Source organism: Chitinophaga rupis (assembly GCF_900109685.1).
In the GTDB taxonomy this organism is placed as follows: Bacteria; Bacteroidota; Bacteroidia; order Chitinophagales; family Chitinophagaceae; genus Chitinophaga; species Chitinophaga rupis.
The window spans coordinates 76,607-95,528 of sequence record NZ_FOBB01000006.1 but is presented as its reverse complement, the minus strand read 5'-3'; the positions used below and the strand labels follow the sequence as shown (position 1 = coordinate 95,528).

The window sequence follows — 18,922 nt, the reverse complement described above, 5'->3', positions numbered from 1 at the left end:
ATAATTTAATTAAAACCAGCTAACAATGAAAAGGCAACTATGCCTGCCGGTATGCGCACAGCCGTACCCTATGGTGGTCCATGTAAAATTCCTGCACTTTACTGCACAGCCGTGCTGTTGTTCCTGTAGCTGATAGCAGCCACCAGCGCTCATTTGTACCAAATGGTTTTTTGTCCGGGAGGATGGGGGAGAGCTATGCCTGGTCATGAGCAAATAAACACACAACCATTCATATCAACTAAAGCATAATTATATGGCAACTGTAAAGGGGCATTCCTATGTCCTGATCCCACTGTTATTACTTGTTTCATTATACAGCCACGCACAAACGATCGTTAAGGGAAAAGTGGTGGACGCCACTTCCAGGGAGCCATTGCCAGGTGCCTCCGTACGCATTACAGATATTAAAACCGGCACCTTAACAGATGCGGAGGGTAATTTTGCATTGAGCGCTACCAGGCCTTTGCCGCAAACTATTACCGTATCGTATGTGGGTTACCAGGTGCAGGAATTAAAGATCACCGGGAACGGGGAGTCTGTAATATCCCTGCAGCCGCAGCAGGCCCTTTCCGAAGTAGTGGTAACAGCGGTAGGTATTAAAAGCACTACCCGTTCCCTGGGTTACAGTGTGGGAGAGGTGAAGGGAAAAGAAATTACCGCTGCCCGCGAACCTAACCTGGTAGCGGCGCTTAGCGGAAAAGTAGCCGGTGTGCAGATCAGCAACAGCGGCGGATCTCCCGGTGGTTCCTCTACTATAAAAATAAGGGGCAACAGCTCCCTGCTGGGTAACAATGCACCCCTATTTATTTTAGACGGTATCCCGGTAGATAATTCCATACAGGATATTTCACCCATCAGTAATAACGTTTCACTGGCCACCCCTTCCAACCGGGCCATTGATATCAACAGTGCGGATATTGCCAGCATTACCGTGCTGAAAGGACCGGCTGCTGCGGCCTTATATGGTATACGTGCTGCCAATGGCGCCGTGATCATTACTACCAAAAGAGGCAGCAGCTTAACAGAAAAACCGGTATCCGTTAGTTACAGCGGATCATTTACCGTTGATAAAATTAACCGCAGGATGCAGCCGCGGCAGAATATTTTCTCAAACGGTTTAGGCGGAAAGTACATACGGCCGGGCTTTACAGGGGCCGATGAGAATTGGGGCGCTTCGCTGGATACCTTAACCTACAGCAATCAGCCCAGCAACTTTGACAGGAACGGCGTGATAGTAGGTAAAAGTGATCCGCTCTCCAACGGCATTCCTGTAAACCGTTACGATAATATCGATAACTTTTATGTGACCGGCTTAACCAATGATCATAACATCAGCCTGTATGGCAATACCGGTAACGCAGGTTACTATTTCTCTTATGGCAACCTGAAACAAACCGGTATTATTCCCACTACAGACTTTTACCGCCATACCTTCCGCTTTAATGGTGATTATAATGTAAATGATAAGCTGAAAATTTCCGGCGGTGTTAACTATATACAGGATGGCGCGCATAACCGCGCATTAATGGGTGGCTTTAATACAAACGTAGTGCGGGCGCTCATGAACTCACCGGCCAATTTTGATATTACCAATGGGTATGAGGATGCCTGGAAACATCCGGAATCCTACAAGCTGGCGCCCACCGTGGCCAAGCCCTGGGGCGACAGCCGTTCCTATGCCAATGGTATTGGCTGGGATAATCCCTACTGGTCGCTGAACATGAACCCGCAAACCGATCAGCTGAACCGCTACATTACTTTTGCCGAAGCTACCTATGATGTAACCGGCTGGCTGAAAGCAACTGCCCGTTATGGTATAGACAACTACACCGATGTACGTAAAGGCGCATTCAGCAACGGCACTTCCGGTATTGGCACCGGTACTATTAATGATGTGAACTTTCGGAGGAAAGATAATAACCTGGATCTGCTGCTGACCTCACAGCATCGTTTAACCAACGACGTTAGCCTTACAGCAGTAGCCGGCTATAACTATTACAGCTCCTGGAAAAATCAGCTCAATACCCGGGGCGATGGGCTAACCATTCCCGGTAACTTCAATATCGCCAATGCATCTTCTGTACAAACCATTGACCAAACCATCCGCAAAAAGCTGGTGGCCGGTTATGCAGATGTAAAGCTGGAATACAAGCGCTGGTTATACCTGGAGCTTACCGGCCGTAATGAATGGACCTCCACGCTGGCGAAGGGGAAAAATGCTTTCTTCTATCCCTCCATAGGTTCCAGCCTGGTATTTACAGATGCGTTAAAGCTGAACAGCAAGCTGCTCAACTTTGGTAAGGTACGCTTCACCTATGCGCAGGTAGGTAATGATGCGGACCCTTATTCATTGCTTACCTATTACATACCCACTACCACCGGTGGCTGGATCCAGAGCAGCCTCAGTTTTCCCTTTAACGGGCAGCAGGGCTTAAGCTATAGCAGCGCCATTGGTAACAGTGAGCTGAAGCCGGAACGCATCAGCACCTGGGAAGCCGGCGCAGAGCTGCACTTCTTTAACGACCGCACCATCCTGGATGCCGTGTATTATTATAACAGCAGTAAAGATCAGATCATACCCGTTTCCCTGCCTTACTCCACCGGTGCAGCCAGCACACTGGCCAATGCAGGTAATATTGTTAACCGCGGTATTGAAGCCTCTTTGCAGCAGAACATCCTGAAGGGAAAGGATTTTTCGTGGAATGCCACTGTGTTGTTCACCAAGAACATTAGCCTGGTAAAATATATTAACAGCAGTATCTCCAATGTTAGCTTAGGCGGTATCTGGATGGAAGCCCGCGGGCAGGCAGGCCAGCCCTATGGCGTATTCTACGGGATAGATGTAACAAAGGATGCAGCCGGTAAATTGGTCATTGATGATAATCCGAGCAGCGCTAACTACGGTTATCCCTTAGTGAATACTACGTTCACGAAGATCGGTGACCCGAATCCAAATTTTAGCCTCGGGCTTAAGAATGAATTTAAAGCAGGCGCTTTTACTTTCTCTTTCCTGCTGGATGGGCGTTTCGGGTTCGATATCTTTAATGCGCCCCGTTTGCAGATGGTATTCAATGGGGTAGATGCTTCCACCGCCAACCGCGGGCAAACCACAGTGTTTGAAGGCGTGAACAGCAAAGGCGCGCCTAACACCATACCGGTAGAGCTGTCGCAGGCATGGTACCGCCGCACCTTCAGCATACAGGGTTTGTATGTGGAGCATGACCTGTACTGGGTGAAGCTGAAAGATGTGAACCTCACCTACAACCTGCCGGAAAGTTTATTGCACCCCACGGGGATCTCTGCCGCCAGCGTGACTTTAACAGCGCGCAACTTTTTACTCTCTACTAATTATACCGGTAGTGATCCGGACCTGGGTACCCGCAACGGGCTGTCCAACTTTTCCGGTATTGATTTCTGGACCACGCCTAACACCCACAGCCTGGGTGTAGCCTTAAACGTTACTTTTTAAAATTCAGGTATGAACAAGCGCTTATACACAATATTGTTTTCGCTGTTGCTGTTATCAGCCTGCGATCTTACGGATACCAACATAAATCCTAATGCCTCCTCTGAAGTATCAGTAAGCGCTGTGCTTAGCGGCGCAGAAGTTACGCTGGGATTTAACGCCGGCGTAAACGCTGGGCTGATTGCCAACATCTACATACAGCAGGTAGCCGGCGCCAATGGTGATGCCGCTTCCTTTGATAACTATACTACTTCCCCCAGTTATTTCAACTCCACCTGGCAGGGTTTTTATGCCGGTGTGCTGGATGAGCTGAAGATCATTAAAGCCACCGCAAAAGAAAAACAGCTGCCTTATTATAGTGGTATTGCCCGCGTGCTGTCGGCTTACTCCTATGGTACGCTTACAGACCTCTTTGGGGATATTCCTTTTTCAGAATCACTGGGCGGTAATGTGATCACCAATCCGGTATATGATAAGCAGGAAAATATTTACCCTGCCCTGCAGCTGGAGCTGGATTCTGCCATACGCGAGCTTTCACAGCCATCCACCGATAATAAGGGCGCGGTACCTTTTAATGATGATGTGATCTTTAAAGGCGATGTAAGTAAATGGATCGCTACTGCCTGGACGCTGAAAGCCCGCTATGCCATTCACCTCAGTAAGCTGGACCGCACCACAGCCGCACAACAGGTATTGGCTAACCTGTACAATGGCAGTGTGTATCGTGGTATAGCAGATTATACGGCTGATGCGCAGGTGGTATTTGGTGCAGCCGCTACCAATGCCAATCCTTTTTATCAGCAAAATACTAACCGTCCCGGGTGGATAGGATTGGGCGCTTCCTTCGTGAATTTATTGAATGGCAACAGCGTAACAGATGATCCCACAAAAGAAGAGGGCACATTTGTAGATCCGCGCCGCGCCGCTTTTGCCACCCAGTCGCCGGCAGGCAGCAATAAATACCGGGGCAGCGCACCCGGCGTGCCCGGCGCATTTTCTGTGATAGGCAGCTATTACGGCAGCGCTACGTCGCCGGTAGTACTTATAAGCTTTACGGAAGCTAAATTTTTAGAAGCAGAGGCCCGCCTGATCTTAGACCCTGCTGACCCGCTGGCGCAAACTGCGCTGGATGCAGCTGTAAAGGCCTCCTTTGCCAAAATAGTGAAGGGCGGCGATGCATATGCTACACCGGAAAAACAAGCTGCTTATGTAACGGCAAAGGCTACGCTCACCGGTACGCCTGAAGCTAAGCTGGAAACGCTGATAACGCAGAAATACATTGCGCTGTTCCTGCAGCCGGAAGTATGGAGCGATTACCGCCGCACCGGCTACCCGGCCATTCCATTGGCAGCCAATGCTACCAGCAGCGCCAACCCGCAGGGCCAGATCCCGCGCCGCATCCCGTACCCGGGAAATGAACAGTCGCTGAATAAGAATACCCCGGCCGGTTCCGGTTATCAAACACCCCGCCTTTGGTGGGATCGTTAATGCTATGCTTTCAAACACGCACACACTAACAACATGAGCTATAAAACGCAATTATTCATTTTAGCCCTGGTGCTTGGCTATCAGGCGCAGGCCCAGTATAGTCCCCAGCCCGCATTTAAGGGAGTAGCGGGTAAAACCCTGTCGGAAACGCGTTCGGGTAATACGGCATTTAATCCTGTAGCGCCGGCTGCTGCGCCTAACATTGTATACATCCTGCTGGATGATGTAGGTTTTGGCGCCAGCAGCGCTTTTGGCGGCTTAGTGGAAACCCCCGTCTTCGACAGCCTGGCCAATAACGGCCTGCGCTATACGAACTTTCATACCACGGCCATTTGCTCGCCTACCCGTGCATGCCTGCTTACCGGGCGCAATCATCACTCCGTAAATGTGCCAACGGTAATAGATGTAGCCATAGATGCGCCGGGACATAATGGTTACATGCCTTTTGAAAAAGGCACCATTGCAGAAATAGCCCGCGAAAACGGTTATAACACTTTTGCAGTAGGCAAGTGGCACGTAACCCCCACGCCGGACCTTACGCCTGCAGGGCCTTTCAACCGCTGGCCTACCGGCCGTGGGTTTGATCATTTCTTTGGCTTTATGGCCGGGGAAACAGATCAGTACACCCCCATGCTCTGGGAAAACACGCAAAAAGTAGAACCCGACCTGCACGGGCAGCACCTCACAACTGTATTGGTAGATAAAGCCATTGAATATATTGCCGGTCAGCAATCCGCAGCTCCCAATAAACCCTTTTTCCTGTACCTGACGCCGGGCGCCACACACGGCCCCCACCAGGTGGAACGGAAGTGGATAGATAAGTACAAGGGCCGTTTTGATGCAGGTTGGGACCATTACCGGGAAGCGGTGCTGGCACGGCAAAAAAAGCTGGGTATTATTCCGGATAGTGTAACCCTTCCTGTTAGCAATGGCGGAGTAAAGCCATGGGATTCCCTTTCCCCCATAGAAAAGAAAGTATTTGCCCGTTTCTTTGAAGCCTACGCAGGTTTCCTGTCGCACACAGATTATGAGATAGGGCGGCTGATCCACTACCTGAAAGACATTCACCAGCTGGATAATACGCTGATCGTATTAATGATAGGCGACAACGGCGCCAGCAAGGAAGGCGGCTTAACGGGCCATGTATACGGCATTAATGAGTACATAGATCAAAGCTTGTTTGAAGAAAAATACGAAGACCGCATCCGTGAAATTGCACGCCGCTATAATGATATCGGTACCTCCCTTACCGGTCCTAATTACCCGGCCGGCTGGGCGCAGGCCGCCAACACGCCTTTCCGCTACCTGAAGCAGGATGCCAACAGCGAAGGCGGCACCCGCAACCCGCTGATCATTTTTTACCCGAAGAAGATCAAACAACCCGGCATCCGCACGCAGTACACGCATGTGAACAGCATTACGCCCACAGCCATTGAAATCGCAGGTTTAAAAGTTCCGGAAACCATTAATGGTTACAAACAGGATAGCCTGGAAGGCATAAGCCTGGCTTACACGCTTGAGGATGCGCAGGCGCCTGCCCGCCACCACACACAGTATTACGAGATCTCCGGCAGCCGCGCCATTTACCAGGATGGCTGGAAGGCGGAAGTATACCACCGCAATGGCGCCTCCTTCAGCACCGATAAATGGGAGCTGTATAACGTAGCCAACGATGTAAATGAACAGCATAACCTGGCCGCAACAAACCCTGCAAAATTAAAAGAGCTGCAGGACCTGTTTGAAGCACAGGCAGAAAAATATCATATTTATCCATTGTTAGGCGATACCACCCCACGCCTGCAGGCGCTCTTAACCAAAGGCCCCTTTGATACACAGCAGCAGTCTGTCCTATATCCCGGTGTTACCCAGCTGCCTGCCCGGGCAGCGCCCTCCCTGTTCCAGCATTCCTTCAGCATAAGCGCAGAGGTGGAGATAAAAGATAACAGCACAGAAGGCATTCTGCTGGCTGCAGGCGGGCGTTTTACCGGCTTTAGTTTTTATGTGCAGGGTAACAAGCTAAAGATCGCGCATAATAACAATGGCAAGCTGGTGTACCTGGAAGCAGCGCAACCATTGAAACCCGGTAAGGCCGTGCTGAAATATACCCTGCAATATACGCCTGCTAAAAAGCTGGTAGATCCTGCCGGCACAGAAGCGCTGTACATTAATGATGAGAAAGTAGCAGAGCGTAAGATCACTAAAGCAGATGCCACTATTATGCCCTATGATGAAGGCGTGGATGTGGGGCTGGACAATGGTTCTGCCGTAGCGCCACAGTATAAGGCGCCGTTTGCTTTCACCGGGGTGTTACATAAAATTATTGTTGATCATCAAAAACCATAGAACTATGAATGTGGCTGACATTGCCTTGTTGGTAAAGAAAATAGCGGTGGGCATTTTCATATTCCTGCTACCACTGCTGATTATAGCCGGTGGTATCTGGCTGGCATATAACCTTTTTAAATAATTGTTGAAGCGTAAAACTGAATTGTTATGAAAACAGCTCAAGACATTCAAAAAAGTATCTGGCGCGATGCTGCCATCAGCATATTCATTTATGCATTACCGGTAGTGCTGATGTTCAGCGCCTTTTACCTGACCAACACCCGGCCCTGGGAAACCCACGGAAATGGAACGCTGCCGTTCCGCTTACCGCATTTCCTGGATGTTGTTTTTGAAAACCTGCGCAGCTGGGGCCTGCCGGCCATTATGCTGGTGCTGGGCATTATTGAATTTGCCGTAGGCCTGTATGAGAACAAATGGACCAGGAACGAACGCATACTGGATATTGTATGCTTCACGGTGCCTAAAATAATATTGCGCCCGGCAATTGCCTACTTTGGCTTAAAGTTCCTGCCCGTGCTACTGCCCGGCGCTGCCAATGCTTTTGCCTGGATCCCTTTTGGCTGGGGTTTGCTGATCATAGCCATTGCAGATGATCTTACGCAGTACTGGTATCACCGCATTCACCACCAGGTGCCCTGGCTGTGGCGTTTTCACCGTACGCACCACTCTGCGCCTTATATGGGTATGGCCATGACCAGCAGGCAGAATGTGCTGTACACGTTCTTCTTTTCGCAGATCTATTTAACCACTACGCTTACCTACCTGGGATTAGGCTATCCCGCTTTGTTTGTAGGCGGTATTAAATCGCTGATCACTACCGGCGCACATTCCAGCATCCGTTGGGATAAGCCCTTCTATACCATTAAATGGCTGAATCCCATTGCCTGGGTTATGGAGCGGCTTATATCCACACCGGCCACGCATCATGCGCATCATGCAGATACAACAGATGATGGCATAGGCAACTATAAAGGTAACTTCGGGAACATGTTCTTCCTGTGGGATATTATTTTCGGTACCGGCATTATAACCCGCCAGTATCCTGCATCCTACGGTATTAAACACTATAAGCAGGAGGAATGGTATGCGCAGTTCCTGTGGCCCATTTTTAAATCCAGGAAAGAGGGCAGTGAGCTCTCTGCCAACGGCCCAATGGTGGGAGATGAGGTGATTGAAAAACCGGAAGCCATCACCAAAGAGCTGCCACAACCTGCTGTTGCCGCTCACACAGCATAAAGCGCAAAGCATAAAGTGCAAAGCATAAAGCATAAAGCACAAAGCCCTAAATGTAAACGTTGAATGCAGCGAACCCCTGCATTCAACGTTTACTATATTAATTATTCATTCTTAATTATTAATTACCCAGGGCGCGGTAAACGTGCACCACAGTACCTGCCTTAAATGCAATATGCTCTACCAGCTGCAGATCCGAGGGCTTGGGCAATTTAGAAAATACGGGCAGGCCGGTACCCAGCACTACCGGGTGTATTACCAGGCGGTATTCATCAATTAAACCGGTAGCTACCAGGCTTTGTACAAAACTGGCGCCGCCCTGTGCCAGTATGTCTTTCCCCTGTTGTTGCTTCAGCTTTTTAATTTCTTCAGCCAGGTCGCCGTTGGCTATCTGCGCTTCTGCCCAGGTGTGTGCATCCGGTGAAGCGTTAGCATCTTTCAAAGCCTGTGCGTTTAATCCCTTGGCTTGCAGGTCAAGTTTATCTTTGCTCGTGAACACTACTTTAGGAATAGCGTTCATGGGTTCAGCAACAGCATCTTTGGCAAAAGGCCAGTGGGACGCCATAGTATAAAAGGTGCGGCTGCCCATAATATGGAGGCCCGCCTGCCACAGCGTGTCCGCCAGCCAGGCGGCACCCTCTTCACTCCTGCTTTTAAAAAACCAGTCCATTTCCCCATTAGGCCCGGCCATAAAGCCATCAACAGACATAGACACTTTCAGTATAAGCTTTCTCATATGTTTTATGTTTTTACAAAACTACGGATTGCATATACCACGCAGGCGGGGAGAAACCGACTAATCAGGGGGGTAGAAGCGCACTTATTTTACCGCTGCATATTCCAATAAAACCACACCCGAGTTATGAGCGGTAGTGTTTATTAAACTAAGCCCCACCCGGTTCTTAAAACCGGAAAAAAGCGGTTTGCCTTCGCCCAGCAGCACAGGGTGCACTGCCAGCCGGTACACATCTATCAAACCCCGTGCTATAAACGTAGTAATAAGTTTACCACCACCGTATAACCAGATGTCTTTACCCGGCTGCTGTTTGATGGCAGCTACCTGCGCTGCAATGTCCCCATGAATGTAAGTGGCTTTATCATCATCTTTCGGATGGTGGGAGAACACATACTTCTTTTTGCTGTGCACCGTTTGCCAGAGCTGCTGTTCTGCCGCTGAAGCATTACTGTCCGGCTGGAACCGCCCCCACATATCATAGCTTACGCGGCCATAAAAAATGGTGTCAATACTATTCAGGAAAGCGCCAAAACCGGATTCCCCATCCATAATGTCGCCATCCATTATACACCAGTCAATTTCCCCGTTGGGGCCTTCAATAAAACCGTCTAAGGTAACTGCTAAGTCCAGTACGATCTTTCTCATGGTTTACGTATTTTAATATAGGTTGAAGGGGGAAGTTAAAAACTCTTGCCAGGAATAACAAACAAGCTGTCACAAAACAGCTGGCTATCCTGTCTTACTTTTGTACCAATGCAGTAATTAAATTATGGACTACAGGGCAGCAACTTTTCTTGAATACAAAAACCTGCTGTTTTCCATTGCCTATAACATGCTGGGTAATGTGGATGCAGCAGAAGACCTGGTGCAGGACACTTTCCTGAAATGGATGGAAATGCCGGTGGAGGATGTGCGCCACCGCAAAGCCTACCTGGTAAAAATGATCACCAATAAAAGCATTAATTACCTGCACAGCGCCCGTTTAAAGCGGGAGGAATATATTGGTATCTGGCTGCCGGAGCCGCTGCAGCAGTATGCCACACACCCTGCTTACCGGCAGGTGGAAATGTACCATGCATTGTCTATTGGGATGATGGTGCTGCTGGAAAAGCTCACCCCGCAGGAAAGGGCCATTTTCCTGCTGAAAGAAGTATTTGCCTACGACTATTATGAGCTGGCAGAGATCTTTGACAGATCAGAAGATAACTGCCGGCAGATCCTGAAACGCGCCAAAGATAACCTGGGCAAGGAAACCCGCCGTTTTGAAGTGGATATTAAAGCCCATGAAAAAATACTGCAGAACTTTTTGCTGGCCGCTTCAGAAGGCAGGGTGGATGAGCTGGTGCAGCTGCTGAAAGAAGATATTACCCTGTTTGCCGATGGTGGCGGTACCGTAACTGCGCTTAACCGCAAACGGCTTACCGCTCCTTTAAATCCCATTTACGGTAAGGAAAATGTGATCAGGCTCCTGAAAGGCGTAGTGCCTGTATATTACCGCGATATGCCGGAGATTAGCCGGGAAATTACCCTGGCCAATGGACTGCCTTCTATTATTTCCTATTCAGGCACATCGGCCGTAAGCATCGTATCCATTGAGCTGGAAGGAGAGCAGATCAAAAATATTTACATACAAACCAACCCGGAAAAGCTGAAACGTTTTAAAAGGTTGTCACAGGATGAATAGCTGCGCTGTCCTATGTATAAACAATACATCATGAAAAAGGACAAGCGCATTTACTGGATCACCACCGGCATCATTTGCACTGTAATGGTATACAGTGTTATCAATTTTAATCTCAAAGCCCCCATAGGGCCGGAAGTATACCGCACAGAAGGGCCTTTCAAACATTTAGGCCTGCCGGATTATATGCGGATAGAGCTTTCCATTGCGAAGGCATTAGGGGTGCTGGCCTTGCTAATTCCCGGCATACCATCAAAGGCAAAAGAGTTCGCCTACGCAGGTTTTGCCATCACGCTGGCATCTGCTGCTATTGCGCATTTGTCTGTGGGCGATGGTATTATCTTCATTATTGATCCGCTCATTTTCCTGGGCGTTTTAACGGTTTCCTACACCTATTTCCGGAAGCTAAAAAGTAAGGCGGCTGTAACACAGACACCGGCCCGTATTCAAAATTCTGTAATGGCGTAATACGCTTTCTTTGGTCTTAAGCGGCTATCAAACAACAAAGGATAATTCTTTCTTCCCTGGGCAGAAGGGGTGCGGTCAAGCCAGGTGTATTTATCAGACACGTTCCAGAAAGTAACACCTGTGAGCACCCCTTTATACTGCCTGAACACATTGAATACGGATGTGTATTGCGCCGCCTGCTGCTGTTCCAGCTGAGGTGTATACGCATCCGGCTGTGCCAGCCAGGCGCTATCGCGCTGTGATTTTGGCGGCAGCACGGAAATATCCAGCTCCGTGATCTGTACCTGCAGGCCCAGTGCGCGGAAACGTTCTATGGTAGCAATCAGTTCTTTTTGCGCAGGGTCCGTAAGGTTCCAGTGCGCTTGTAAGCCAATGCCTTGTACCGGCACTTTGTTATCCAGCAATTTTTTCAGCAACCGGTAAATGCGTTCCCTTTTTTCGGGATGCTCCGTATTATAATCATTGTAAAACAAAATGGCATCCGGGTCCGCTTCATGTGCATATATAAAAGCCTTTTCAATAAATTCTTCCCCGCAGATCCGGTACCAGGGCGAATTACGTAAGAACTGCGTACTATCATCCGAAATAGCTTCGTTCACTACATCCCAGGCATATATTTTGCCCCTGTAGCGTTGCATTACAGTAAAAATGTGCTCCTTCAGCCGTTGCAATAACACTTCTTTACTAACAGGCGCGCCTTTCCTGTCAACAAATAGCCAGGCCGGTGTTTGCTGGTGCCAGCAAAGTGTATGGCCCCGCACTTTAAGGTGATGCGCCTGTGCAAAACTGATAATAGTATCCGCCCCGTCCCAGTTATAACGCTGCTCCTCCGGATGCACAGAGCCAAATTTCAAAACGTTTTCCGTGGTAAGGCTGTTAAACTGTTGAAGGATCAGGGTAGTATCCCCGCCGCTAACATTACGGGGCGATACGGATACGCCTATGGGGAAATAATCGTTATAATAATCTTTTAACCCCTTTGTTGTAGTCGTAGCATGTTCAGTAACACCTACCCACTGTGCAGGTAATTTATCCTGATTGTTGCTGTAATGCACATTGTGCAGGAACAGGTGTTCAATATCCACACCTATCAGTGGTATGCGTGCATCGGCCGGGTTAAGCTGCTCAAAGGTTACATCTGATAAGCGGATGTTTTTAACATGCCGGATGAATAGCCCGGAGCTGGGCAGGTTCTTCCACGTGGTGGGCTCGGGGTAACCCTTTTCATCCTCCGGCACCTGTAATGCATCTCTTATATAATCCCCGGCTTTTACGGCGGTTCTGTTAATGATATGGATATTATTGAGTGATATGTTTTCAATGAGCGCGCCAGGCACGCCGGTTATAGATGAACAATAGTTGCCGGCATTATAAGCCGTTATATTACTGAGCTGCACATCCCTCATTATACCCGGCGCCGGGGTGGAAATGCCTTCCATATAAGGACGGCCACGGTTACCCAAACGTACATATACCGGGCATTCAGTACCTTCAATCACAATGTTGTTTACGTTTACGCCCTCCATGGTACCGCCATCCACTATTTCTAATGAAATGCCGGTAATGCCAATATTGGTGCGGCCCCAAATGGGAGGCAGCTTGCTTTTGGAAGGTTTTACCACGCAATTGGAAATAGTGATACGTTTAAAACCACCCGTGGATTCTGTGCCGCATTTGATAGCATTGGTAAAGCTGCTGGTGATACAATTGTTGATCACCACATCCTCGCAGCCTGCTTTACCCGTGCTTTTTAGCACAATGGCATCATCGTCCGAATCAATGATGGAGTTGGACAGTACAAACCGCCGGCAACCGTCAATATCAATACCATCATTATTCCGGTTGGCATGGTTGTACACTTTAATGCCGTCTACCATCACATCCTCACAATCCAGGTAATGCTGGTTCCAGATGCCGGCATTGTACATGCTTACCTCTTTTACTGTTATGTTGTTGCAGGAAATAAACAGGATGTTCCGGGGCCGCCCGTCCCGGTCGCCATCCGGTTGGGCATGCCGGGGCTGCTGCCTGGCGCCCTGTCCGTCTATAACGCCGCTACCGGTAATGGCTATATTATTAGCGCCGGCTGCATAGATCAGTGCAAACCAGCCGCCCGGGTCTTTCTGCGAGCGGTAGGCAGGCCGTGGTTGCTGCGGAAAATCCTGCGGGTTTACACTGGCATATAAAGTGGCGCCCCTTTCCAGGTGCAGCTCCACATTGTTTTTCAGGATAATGGTGCCGCTTTTGAAATTCCCGGCCGGTATTACCACCCTGCCACCGCCACGGCCGTAGCAAGCCTCCACGGCTTTGTTAATGGCGGTGGTGCTTAAGCGGGTGGTATCGTTCACAGCTCCATATTGCAGGATGTTATAATCCTGTGCGGCTGCCTGCAGGCTATATAACAGGGCAATAGTAACAGTTAAAAGGTATTTCATCAATATCCGGTATTTTGTGTAATGGCGCTATTTTGCTGGCGTACAATTTCCGGTATGGGCAGCAACAGTTTATCGGGTGTTACCGGTTTGCCCTTGGCGCTTAATACCGTCACTGCACGGTTGGTTCTGCGCAGGTCAAAACCCCGCTGAAATTCAATGGCCAGCTCCACCCGTCTTTCATGCTCAATGGCCAGGTCCAGTGAAGGGTATTGTGCTGCCGGGTAACCCGGCATGCCGTATAAAGGCAGTCCTGCACGGGCCCGCACCTGGTTCAGGTAGGCAGCATCGCCGGTGGCTTCCGTAAGCATCAGCAATACATCCGCATAACGCAGCACCATAAAATTATTGCTGCTGGCTTCCCGTGCGTTACCATTAATGGTAACAATAGGCGCCAGACTATCCGTCCATTTACGCGGGTATTTGATGGGGATGAAAGTACCTGTTTTGTTAGTGTAACCCGGTGCAATGCTAAGATCGCGCCGCGGATCATTACTTTCAAATTCATTGTACAGGTCATCGGTCACCATGTTCATACCGCCGGCATACAAGGTAAAGGAAAAGTTTTCGTAAGGGGTGTATTCGTTGTAAAAATCACTTAACGGTACCCCGGTTGAGCCGCCTTTGTACTGGATCTCAAAAACAGATTCTTTGGTATTCTTATTCGTTACTACCCACAGGCTGGCATATTGCGGCAACAGCATATACTGGTTGCTGCTTACCACTTCCTGTAATGCCTGTGCAGCAGCCGTTTTGTTGCCTTGTGTAAGGTATACTTTGCCCAGCAAGGCCTGGGCTGCGCCTTTGGAGGCGTGGCCGGCAGCCGTTACTGCAGGTGCCAGTGGTAATTTACCGGCTGCAAACTGCAGGTCGCTGATCACCTGGTTATATACTTCTGCTTTAGGTGAGCGCAAAATGCCATAGCTTTCTGCTGCCGTAATGTCTTTGGTTACCAGTGGCAGGTCGCCCCACATTTGCGTCATGTAGAAATAATACATGCCGCGTAAAAAACGCATCTCCGCTCTTACCTGGTCCTTATATGCTTCATCCAGGTCCGCGCCTTCTATTTTGTCCAGCACAATATTCACGTTGTATAAAGAGCGGTAGCACTGCTGCCAGAACAGGTATACCTGCGTGTTGGAGGAGTTCACATTAAAATCCTTGAACGCTTTTTTATCTGCCTGTATGCCGTTAATGTTGTAGATGGTAGCATTGTCCGACATCTGTTCAGAAAAGAACGATACGGCGCTCTGCGGCGCAAAGAATACGTAAAGCGTGGCATAAGCTGCGCTTACGGCCAGGTCAAAATCGGCCTTGGTTTTATAAAAATTGCTGGCGTTTGAATTGGATACCGGCGCCAGGTCCAGGAAAGAATTTTTGCAGCTGCTGCCTGGCATACAAACCAGGCCAGCTATTATTATACTAAGTATCTTTTTCATAACTGTGTTGCGGTTAAATTTAAAAATCAGCCTTTATACCTATGGTTATAACACGCGGTACCGGATACGATCCATAGTCTACCCCCAGGAAAGCGCCGGTAGGAAAGGCTGTAGTGGTGGCAGCCGTTGCGGTAGGCGAATAGGCGGTAGCGTTATACGTAGTGTTTTCCGGGTCGTAATTGGTGTATTTGGAGAACAGGAATACATTCTCGGCGTTCACATATGCCCGCACTGCTTTTAAAGCCGGTACATTTCTGAACAAACTTTGGGGCAGTGTATAGGAAAGCCGGATATTTTTAACCCGCAGGTAAGAGCCATCCTCTACCCAGTAGGTGGAGAACTGATTCTGCAGGCCTTTGGGCTCTACAGTGGGTTTAAAATGTTTACCGTCACCGGGGTTACTTTCTGAGCGCCAGTAGTTGTAAGCATCTGCATAGGCATTACGTCCGCCGTTCCATAAACCGCTGTAACGTACCAGCTGATTGGCTATCTTACCGCCATAAGACCCCTGTAAAAGAAAAGAAAATTCCAGGCCTTTAAAGCTAAGCGTGTTGGTAATACCACCTATGAATTTTGGCTGGTAATTACCGATGGTCGTACGGTCATCTGCTGTTATTTTTCCATCGCCGTTCACATCCCGCACAATAGGATCGCCCGGGGTAGTGGTGGCATCATGCGGGCTGGTATTGATCTGGGCCTGATTCTGGTACACTCCGTCAAAAATATAACCGTAGTAGTTAGAGATAGGCTGCCCCACCTCCGTGCGTACGTTCACCGAAAAATCGCTGTAGTTAATGGGTGCATTGTTAGGCCCCAGCTGTAATACCTTATTCCGGTTAATGGAAAAATTAAGATCTGTAGTCCAGCTGAAAGCGCCGGTAATATTTTTGGTGGAGATGTTTAATTCAAGCCCCTGGTTGCGTAAGCGTCCTATGTTGGTAAGCTGGTTAGTGAAGCCGGTAATATCGGGTACAGGTACATTCAGCAAAAGATCGTTGGTAACGGAGTAGTAGGCATCAAAGGCAATGTTCAGGCGGTTGTTGAACAGGCCCATATCCAGGCCGGCATTATACTGCGTGGTCTTTTCCCACTTCAGTCCTTCGTTGGGAATATTAACAACGTTTAAACCATTGCTTACATTACCGCCAAATGTGTAGTTGGAGGATGCCAGCAATGCTACCGGCCCATAGTTCGGGATCTGGTTGTTACCGGCAATACCATAGCTCACACGCAGCTTCAGGTTGCTGATCCATTTCATATTGTCTTTTATAAAACTTTCATCTGAAAGCAGCCAGCCCGCTGAGGCAGAGGGAAAGTAACCATATTTATTATCCTGCCCGAAGCGGGAGCTGCCATCGCGGCGGATGGTGGCGGTCAGAAAATACCGGTTCTTATAATTATAGTTCACACGCGCCAGGTAAGAGATCAAAGACCATTCAGAGGCCAGGGAAGTGCCTCCGGTAACAGTACCTGCATTCAGCGTGTGCACCAGGTCGTTAGGGAAGTTGCTGGCCAGTACCTGCGCATACTCATCCCGCTGGTGCTGTGTGGTATAACCGGCCAGCACCGTGAGGCCATGGTCGCCAAACTGTTTGTCGTAAGTAAAGGTATTTTCCGTAAGCCAGTTAAATACGTTGGTGGAATTACTTTCCGCCACGGCCGGACCTGCAGCGGAATACCCGTATTTCTGCAAGGCATTCTGGTAAGAATTGTACCTGCTGTTGGTAAGGTTGGCATTAATGCTGGAACGGAACTTTAACCCCGCTGTTATATTGTACTCCACATAACCCGTGGCCAGTGTATTGTACGTTTTATTCTGCCTGTCTACTTCGCGCGTTAAGGCATAGGGATGCCACAGCTGCAGATCAGAATACTGCGTAAAGCGGTATAGCGCTGACTTGGGATCGCGGAATCCCAGGTTGCCATTCTCATTATAAACCGGGAAAATGGGATCGTTGGTAAGGCTAAGGCTTACCACATCAGCTTTGCCCAGTATACCATCCGTACGGTCTGCAATACCGGTAACAGCCAGGTTGGCGCCCACGGTAAATTTTTCAGAGATGGTATGTTTAAGGTTGGCCCGTATAGCCAGGCGTTTATAATAATTCCGGTCAAGCACGGCCTGCTGATCCAGGAAAGCGGTGGATAACAGGAACTGCGTTTTATCCGACCCTCCGGAAACAGACACCTGTGCGTTGTGAGAGGGTGCGGTGCGGAACATTACATCCTGCCAGTTAGTGCCCTGCCCAAATTGCTGCGGGTTATCCGTAAAGTCAACCGGTATGCGGTACGCCGGTCCCCGCACACTGTTATCGTCACTGGGTTTGCCGCCTGCTGCTACCCAGGCATTGTTATGCGCATCAATATAATATTGTACAAATTGCTGCGCATTCATCATATCCACCTGCCGGGCCACTTGTTGTATGCCAAATTCATAGCTGGCATTAACGCGGGTATCGCCGGGTTTACCTTGTTTGGTGGTGATTATAATTACACCGTTGGCGCCACGCGAGCCGTAAATAGCCGCAGAGGAAGCATCCTTTAAAACCTCTACGGAAGCAATGTCCTGCGGATTAATGAGGTTCAGGTTAAAGTTCTCTACCGGCAAACCATCTACCACGTATAACGGGTTGGTGCCTGCAGTAATAGAGCTTGTACCACGTATGCGCACTATGGGGGAGGAGCCCGGTGCGCCCTGCGCCTGTGAAATATTTACGCCTGGCAGCTGCCCGGAGAGCGCCTGCGTAACATTGCTGAAAGAGCGGTCCTTGAATTTCTCATACCCCACAGAAGTTACAGCGCCGGTAACGGCACGTTTGCTTTGCGTGCCATAACCTACTACCACTACATCGGTCAGGCCCTTTACATCATCCTTTAAAACAATGCTGAGCTGCAGCTGGCCGGCCACTGCTATTTCCTGCGTTACATAACCTGCATAGGAAATGATCAGTACTGCATTGTTATCAATACCGGTAATGGAAAAGCTGCCATTGCTGTCTGTAATAGCTCCTTTAGCGCCCCCTTTTACGCGCACAGAAGCGCCAATGAGCGCCTGCCCTTTACTGTCGGTAATGCGGCCGCTAACGTTAACAGGAGGCGGCGCATTAGCAGGGTTATCGGCTTTTGCCGCGCTGGTAATAATGATCACTTTATCCCGGATCTCGTAGCGCAGCTCTTGTTGCTGCAATATCTCACGCAGCACTTCTTCCAGGTTGCGGTCTGTAACATCAATGCTTACCGGTTTTGCTTTTTGTATAACTGCTTTGCTGTAAATAAAGTAGTAACCGGTTTGTTTGCGGATGGTGTTCAGCACTGTTTTTAGATCGCTGTTCCGCTGGTGAATGCTTACCTTTTGCGCATACCCCGTGGCGCTCACCTGCAGGGTAACAGCCAATAATATAACACCGGTGAATTGCATGACTAAAAAAGATTTACGGATCGTTCGGTAAAGCTGATGAAGGGCATAGGCTACCCCGCACTGTAAAGCGGCGGCTTTACAATGTATTTTTTGTTTCATACATTTGTTTGGTTGAAGGTGAGCGGATAATCTGTGAAAACATTGATCCAGCGTAACCGGAAACACATAGCTTACCGGCTGCAACCCGGTAAGTTTTTTTCTTTATACGCGGAATG

At 49.1% G+C, this 18,922-nt stretch carries 11 protein-coding genes; 6 read left to right on the top strand and 5 right to left on the bottom strand.

The window, feature by feature from the left end:
- Positions 1 to 253: 253 nt before the first annotated feature.
- From BMZ54_RS21775 to BMZ54_RS21760, 4 genes are all read left to right on the top strand, one after another.
- On the top strand, positions 254 to 3,469 hold the full coding sequence (locus tag BMZ54_RS21775; protein WP_089917322.1) for a SusC/RagA family TonB-linked outer membrane protein: 3,216 nt from the start codon (positions 254 to 256) through the stop codon (positions 3,467 to 3,469).
- A 9-nt stretch (positions 3,470 to 3,478) separates the two neighbouring features.
- Positions 3,479 to 4,954: a SusD/RagB family nutrient-binding outer membrane lipoprotein gene (locus tag BMZ54_RS21770; RefSeq protein ID WP_089917319.1), complete on the top strand. Its 1,476-nt coding sequence runs from the start codon at positions 3,479 to 3,481 to the stop codon at positions 4,952 to 4,954.
- A 33-nt stretch (positions 4,955 to 4,987) separates the two neighbouring features.
- Positions 4,988 to 7,297, top strand: a complete 2,310-nt coding sequence (locus BMZ54_RS21765) for an arylsulfatase (protein ID WP_089917317.1) — start codon at positions 4,988 to 4,990, stop codon at positions 7,295 to 7,297.
- A 150-nt stretch (positions 7,298 to 7,447) separates the two neighbouring features.
- Positions 7,448 to 8,536 (top strand): sterol desaturase family protein, encoded by a 1,089-nt coding sequence (locus BMZ54_RS21760; RefSeq protein WP_089917315.1) that lies wholly within the window; start codon positions 7,448 to 7,450, stop codon positions 8,534 to 8,536.
- 118 nt (positions 8,537 to 8,654) lie between these two features.
- Here the strand turns inward: BMZ54_RS21760 and BMZ54_RS21755 are convergent, their stop codons facing one another.
- Both BMZ54_RS21755 and BMZ54_RS21750 read right to left on the bottom strand, forming a co-directional pair.
- A complete protein-coding gene (locus BMZ54_RS21755) occupies positions 8,655 to 9,269 on the bottom strand; it encodes a dihydrofolate reductase family protein (RefSeq protein ID WP_089917313.1) in 615 nt (204 codons plus the stop codon).
- Positions 9,270 to 9,353: 84 nt separating this feature from the next.
- On the bottom strand, positions 9,354 to 9,914 hold the full coding sequence (locus tag BMZ54_RS21750; RefSeq protein ID WP_089917311.1) for a dihydrofolate reductase family protein: 561 nt from the start codon (positions 9,912 to 9,914) through the stop codon (positions 9,354 to 9,356).
- 124 nt (positions 9,915 to 10,038) lie between these two features.
- Between BMZ54_RS21750 and BMZ54_RS21745 the strand changes: the two genes are divergently transcribed.
- Together BMZ54_RS21745 and BMZ54_RS21740 are read left to right on the top strand one after the other, a co-directional pair.
- Positions 10,039 to 10,953 carry a sigma-70 family RNA polymerase sigma factor gene (locus BMZ54_RS21745; protein WP_089917308.1) on the top strand — a complete coding sequence of 305 codons (915 nt, stop codon included), beginning with the start codon at positions 10,039 to 10,041 and terminating at the stop codon, positions 10,951 to 10,953.
- A gap of 30 nt (positions 10,954 to 10,983) precedes the next feature.
- Positions 10,984 to 11,418: a DoxX family protein gene (locus BMZ54_RS21740; protein ID WP_089917828.1), complete on the top strand. Its 435-nt coding sequence runs from the start codon at positions 10,984 to 10,986 to the stop codon at positions 11,416 to 11,418.
- Here the strand turns inward: BMZ54_RS21740 and BMZ54_RS33380 are convergent.
- Genes BMZ54_RS33380 through BMZ54_RS21720 form a run of 3 tightly spaced genes read right to left on the bottom strand, consistent with a single transcriptional unit; the run spans position 11,397 to position 18,707 of the window.
- Positions 11,397 to 13,853, bottom strand: coding sequence for an endo-1,4-beta-xylanase (locus BMZ54_RS33380; protein ID WP_238386645.1), 2,457 nt, complete (start codon positions 13,851 to 13,853; stop codon positions 11,397 to 11,399). The two genes, BMZ54_RS21740 and BMZ54_RS33380, sit on opposite strands and share 22 nt — an antisense overlap.
- Positions 13,853 to 15,289, bottom strand: coding sequence for a RagB/SusD family nutrient uptake outer membrane protein (locus BMZ54_RS21725; protein ID WP_089917306.1), 1,437 nt, complete (start codon positions 15,287 to 15,289; stop codon positions 13,853 to 13,855). The genes BMZ54_RS33380 and BMZ54_RS21725 overlap by 1 nt, the downstream gene beginning before the upstream one ends.
- Before the next feature lie 19 nt (positions 15,290 to 15,308).
- Positions 15,309 to 18,707, bottom strand: a complete 3,399-nt coding sequence (locus BMZ54_RS21720; RefSeq protein ID WP_089917305.1) for a TonB-dependent receptor — start codon at positions 18,705 to 18,707, stop codon at positions 15,309 to 15,311.
- Positions 18,708 to 18,922: the final 215 nt, after the last annotated feature.

Coding starts and splice junctions, on each gene's coding strand:
- BMZ54_RS21745 (WP_089917308.1), top strand. CDS start 10,039: ATGGACTACAGGGCAGCAACTTTTCTTGAATACAAAAACCTGCTGTTT.
- BMZ54_RS21765 (WP_089917317.1), top strand. CDS start 4,988: ATGAGCTATAAAACGCAATTATTCATTTTAGCCCTGGTGCTTGGCTAT.
- BMZ54_RS21725 (WP_089917306.1), bottom strand. CDS start 15,289: ATGAAAAAGATACTTAGTATAATAATAGCTGGCCTGGTTTGTATGCCA.
- BMZ54_RS21755 (WP_089917313.1), bottom strand. CDS start 9,269: ATGAGAAAGCTTATACTGAAAGTGTCTATGTCTGTTGATGGCTTTATG.
- BMZ54_RS21750 (WP_089917311.1), bottom strand. CDS start 9,914: ATGAGAAAGATCGTACTGGACTTAGCAGTTACCTTAGACGGTTTTATT.
- BMZ54_RS21720 (WP_089917305.1), bottom strand. CDS start 18,707: ATGCAATTCACCGGTGTTATATTATTGGCTGTTACCCTGCAGGTGAGC.
- BMZ54_RS21740 (WP_089917828.1), top strand. CDS start 10,984: ATGAAAAAGGACAAGCGCATTTACTGGATCACCACCGGCATCATTTGC.
- BMZ54_RS21775 (WP_089917322.1), top strand. CDS start 254: ATGGCAACTGTAAAGGGGCATTCCTATGTCCTGATCCCACTGTTATTA.
- BMZ54_RS21760 (WP_089917315.1), top strand. CDS start 7,448: ATGAAAACAGCTCAAGACATTCAAAAAAGTATCTGGCGCGATGCTGCC.
- BMZ54_RS33380 (WP_238386645.1), bottom strand. CDS start 13,853: ATGAAATACCTTTTAACTGTTACTATTGCCCTGTTATATAGCCTGCAG.
- BMZ54_RS21770 (WP_089917319.1), top strand. CDS start 3,479: ATGAACAAGCGCTTATACACAATATTGTTTTCGCTGTTGCTGTTATCA.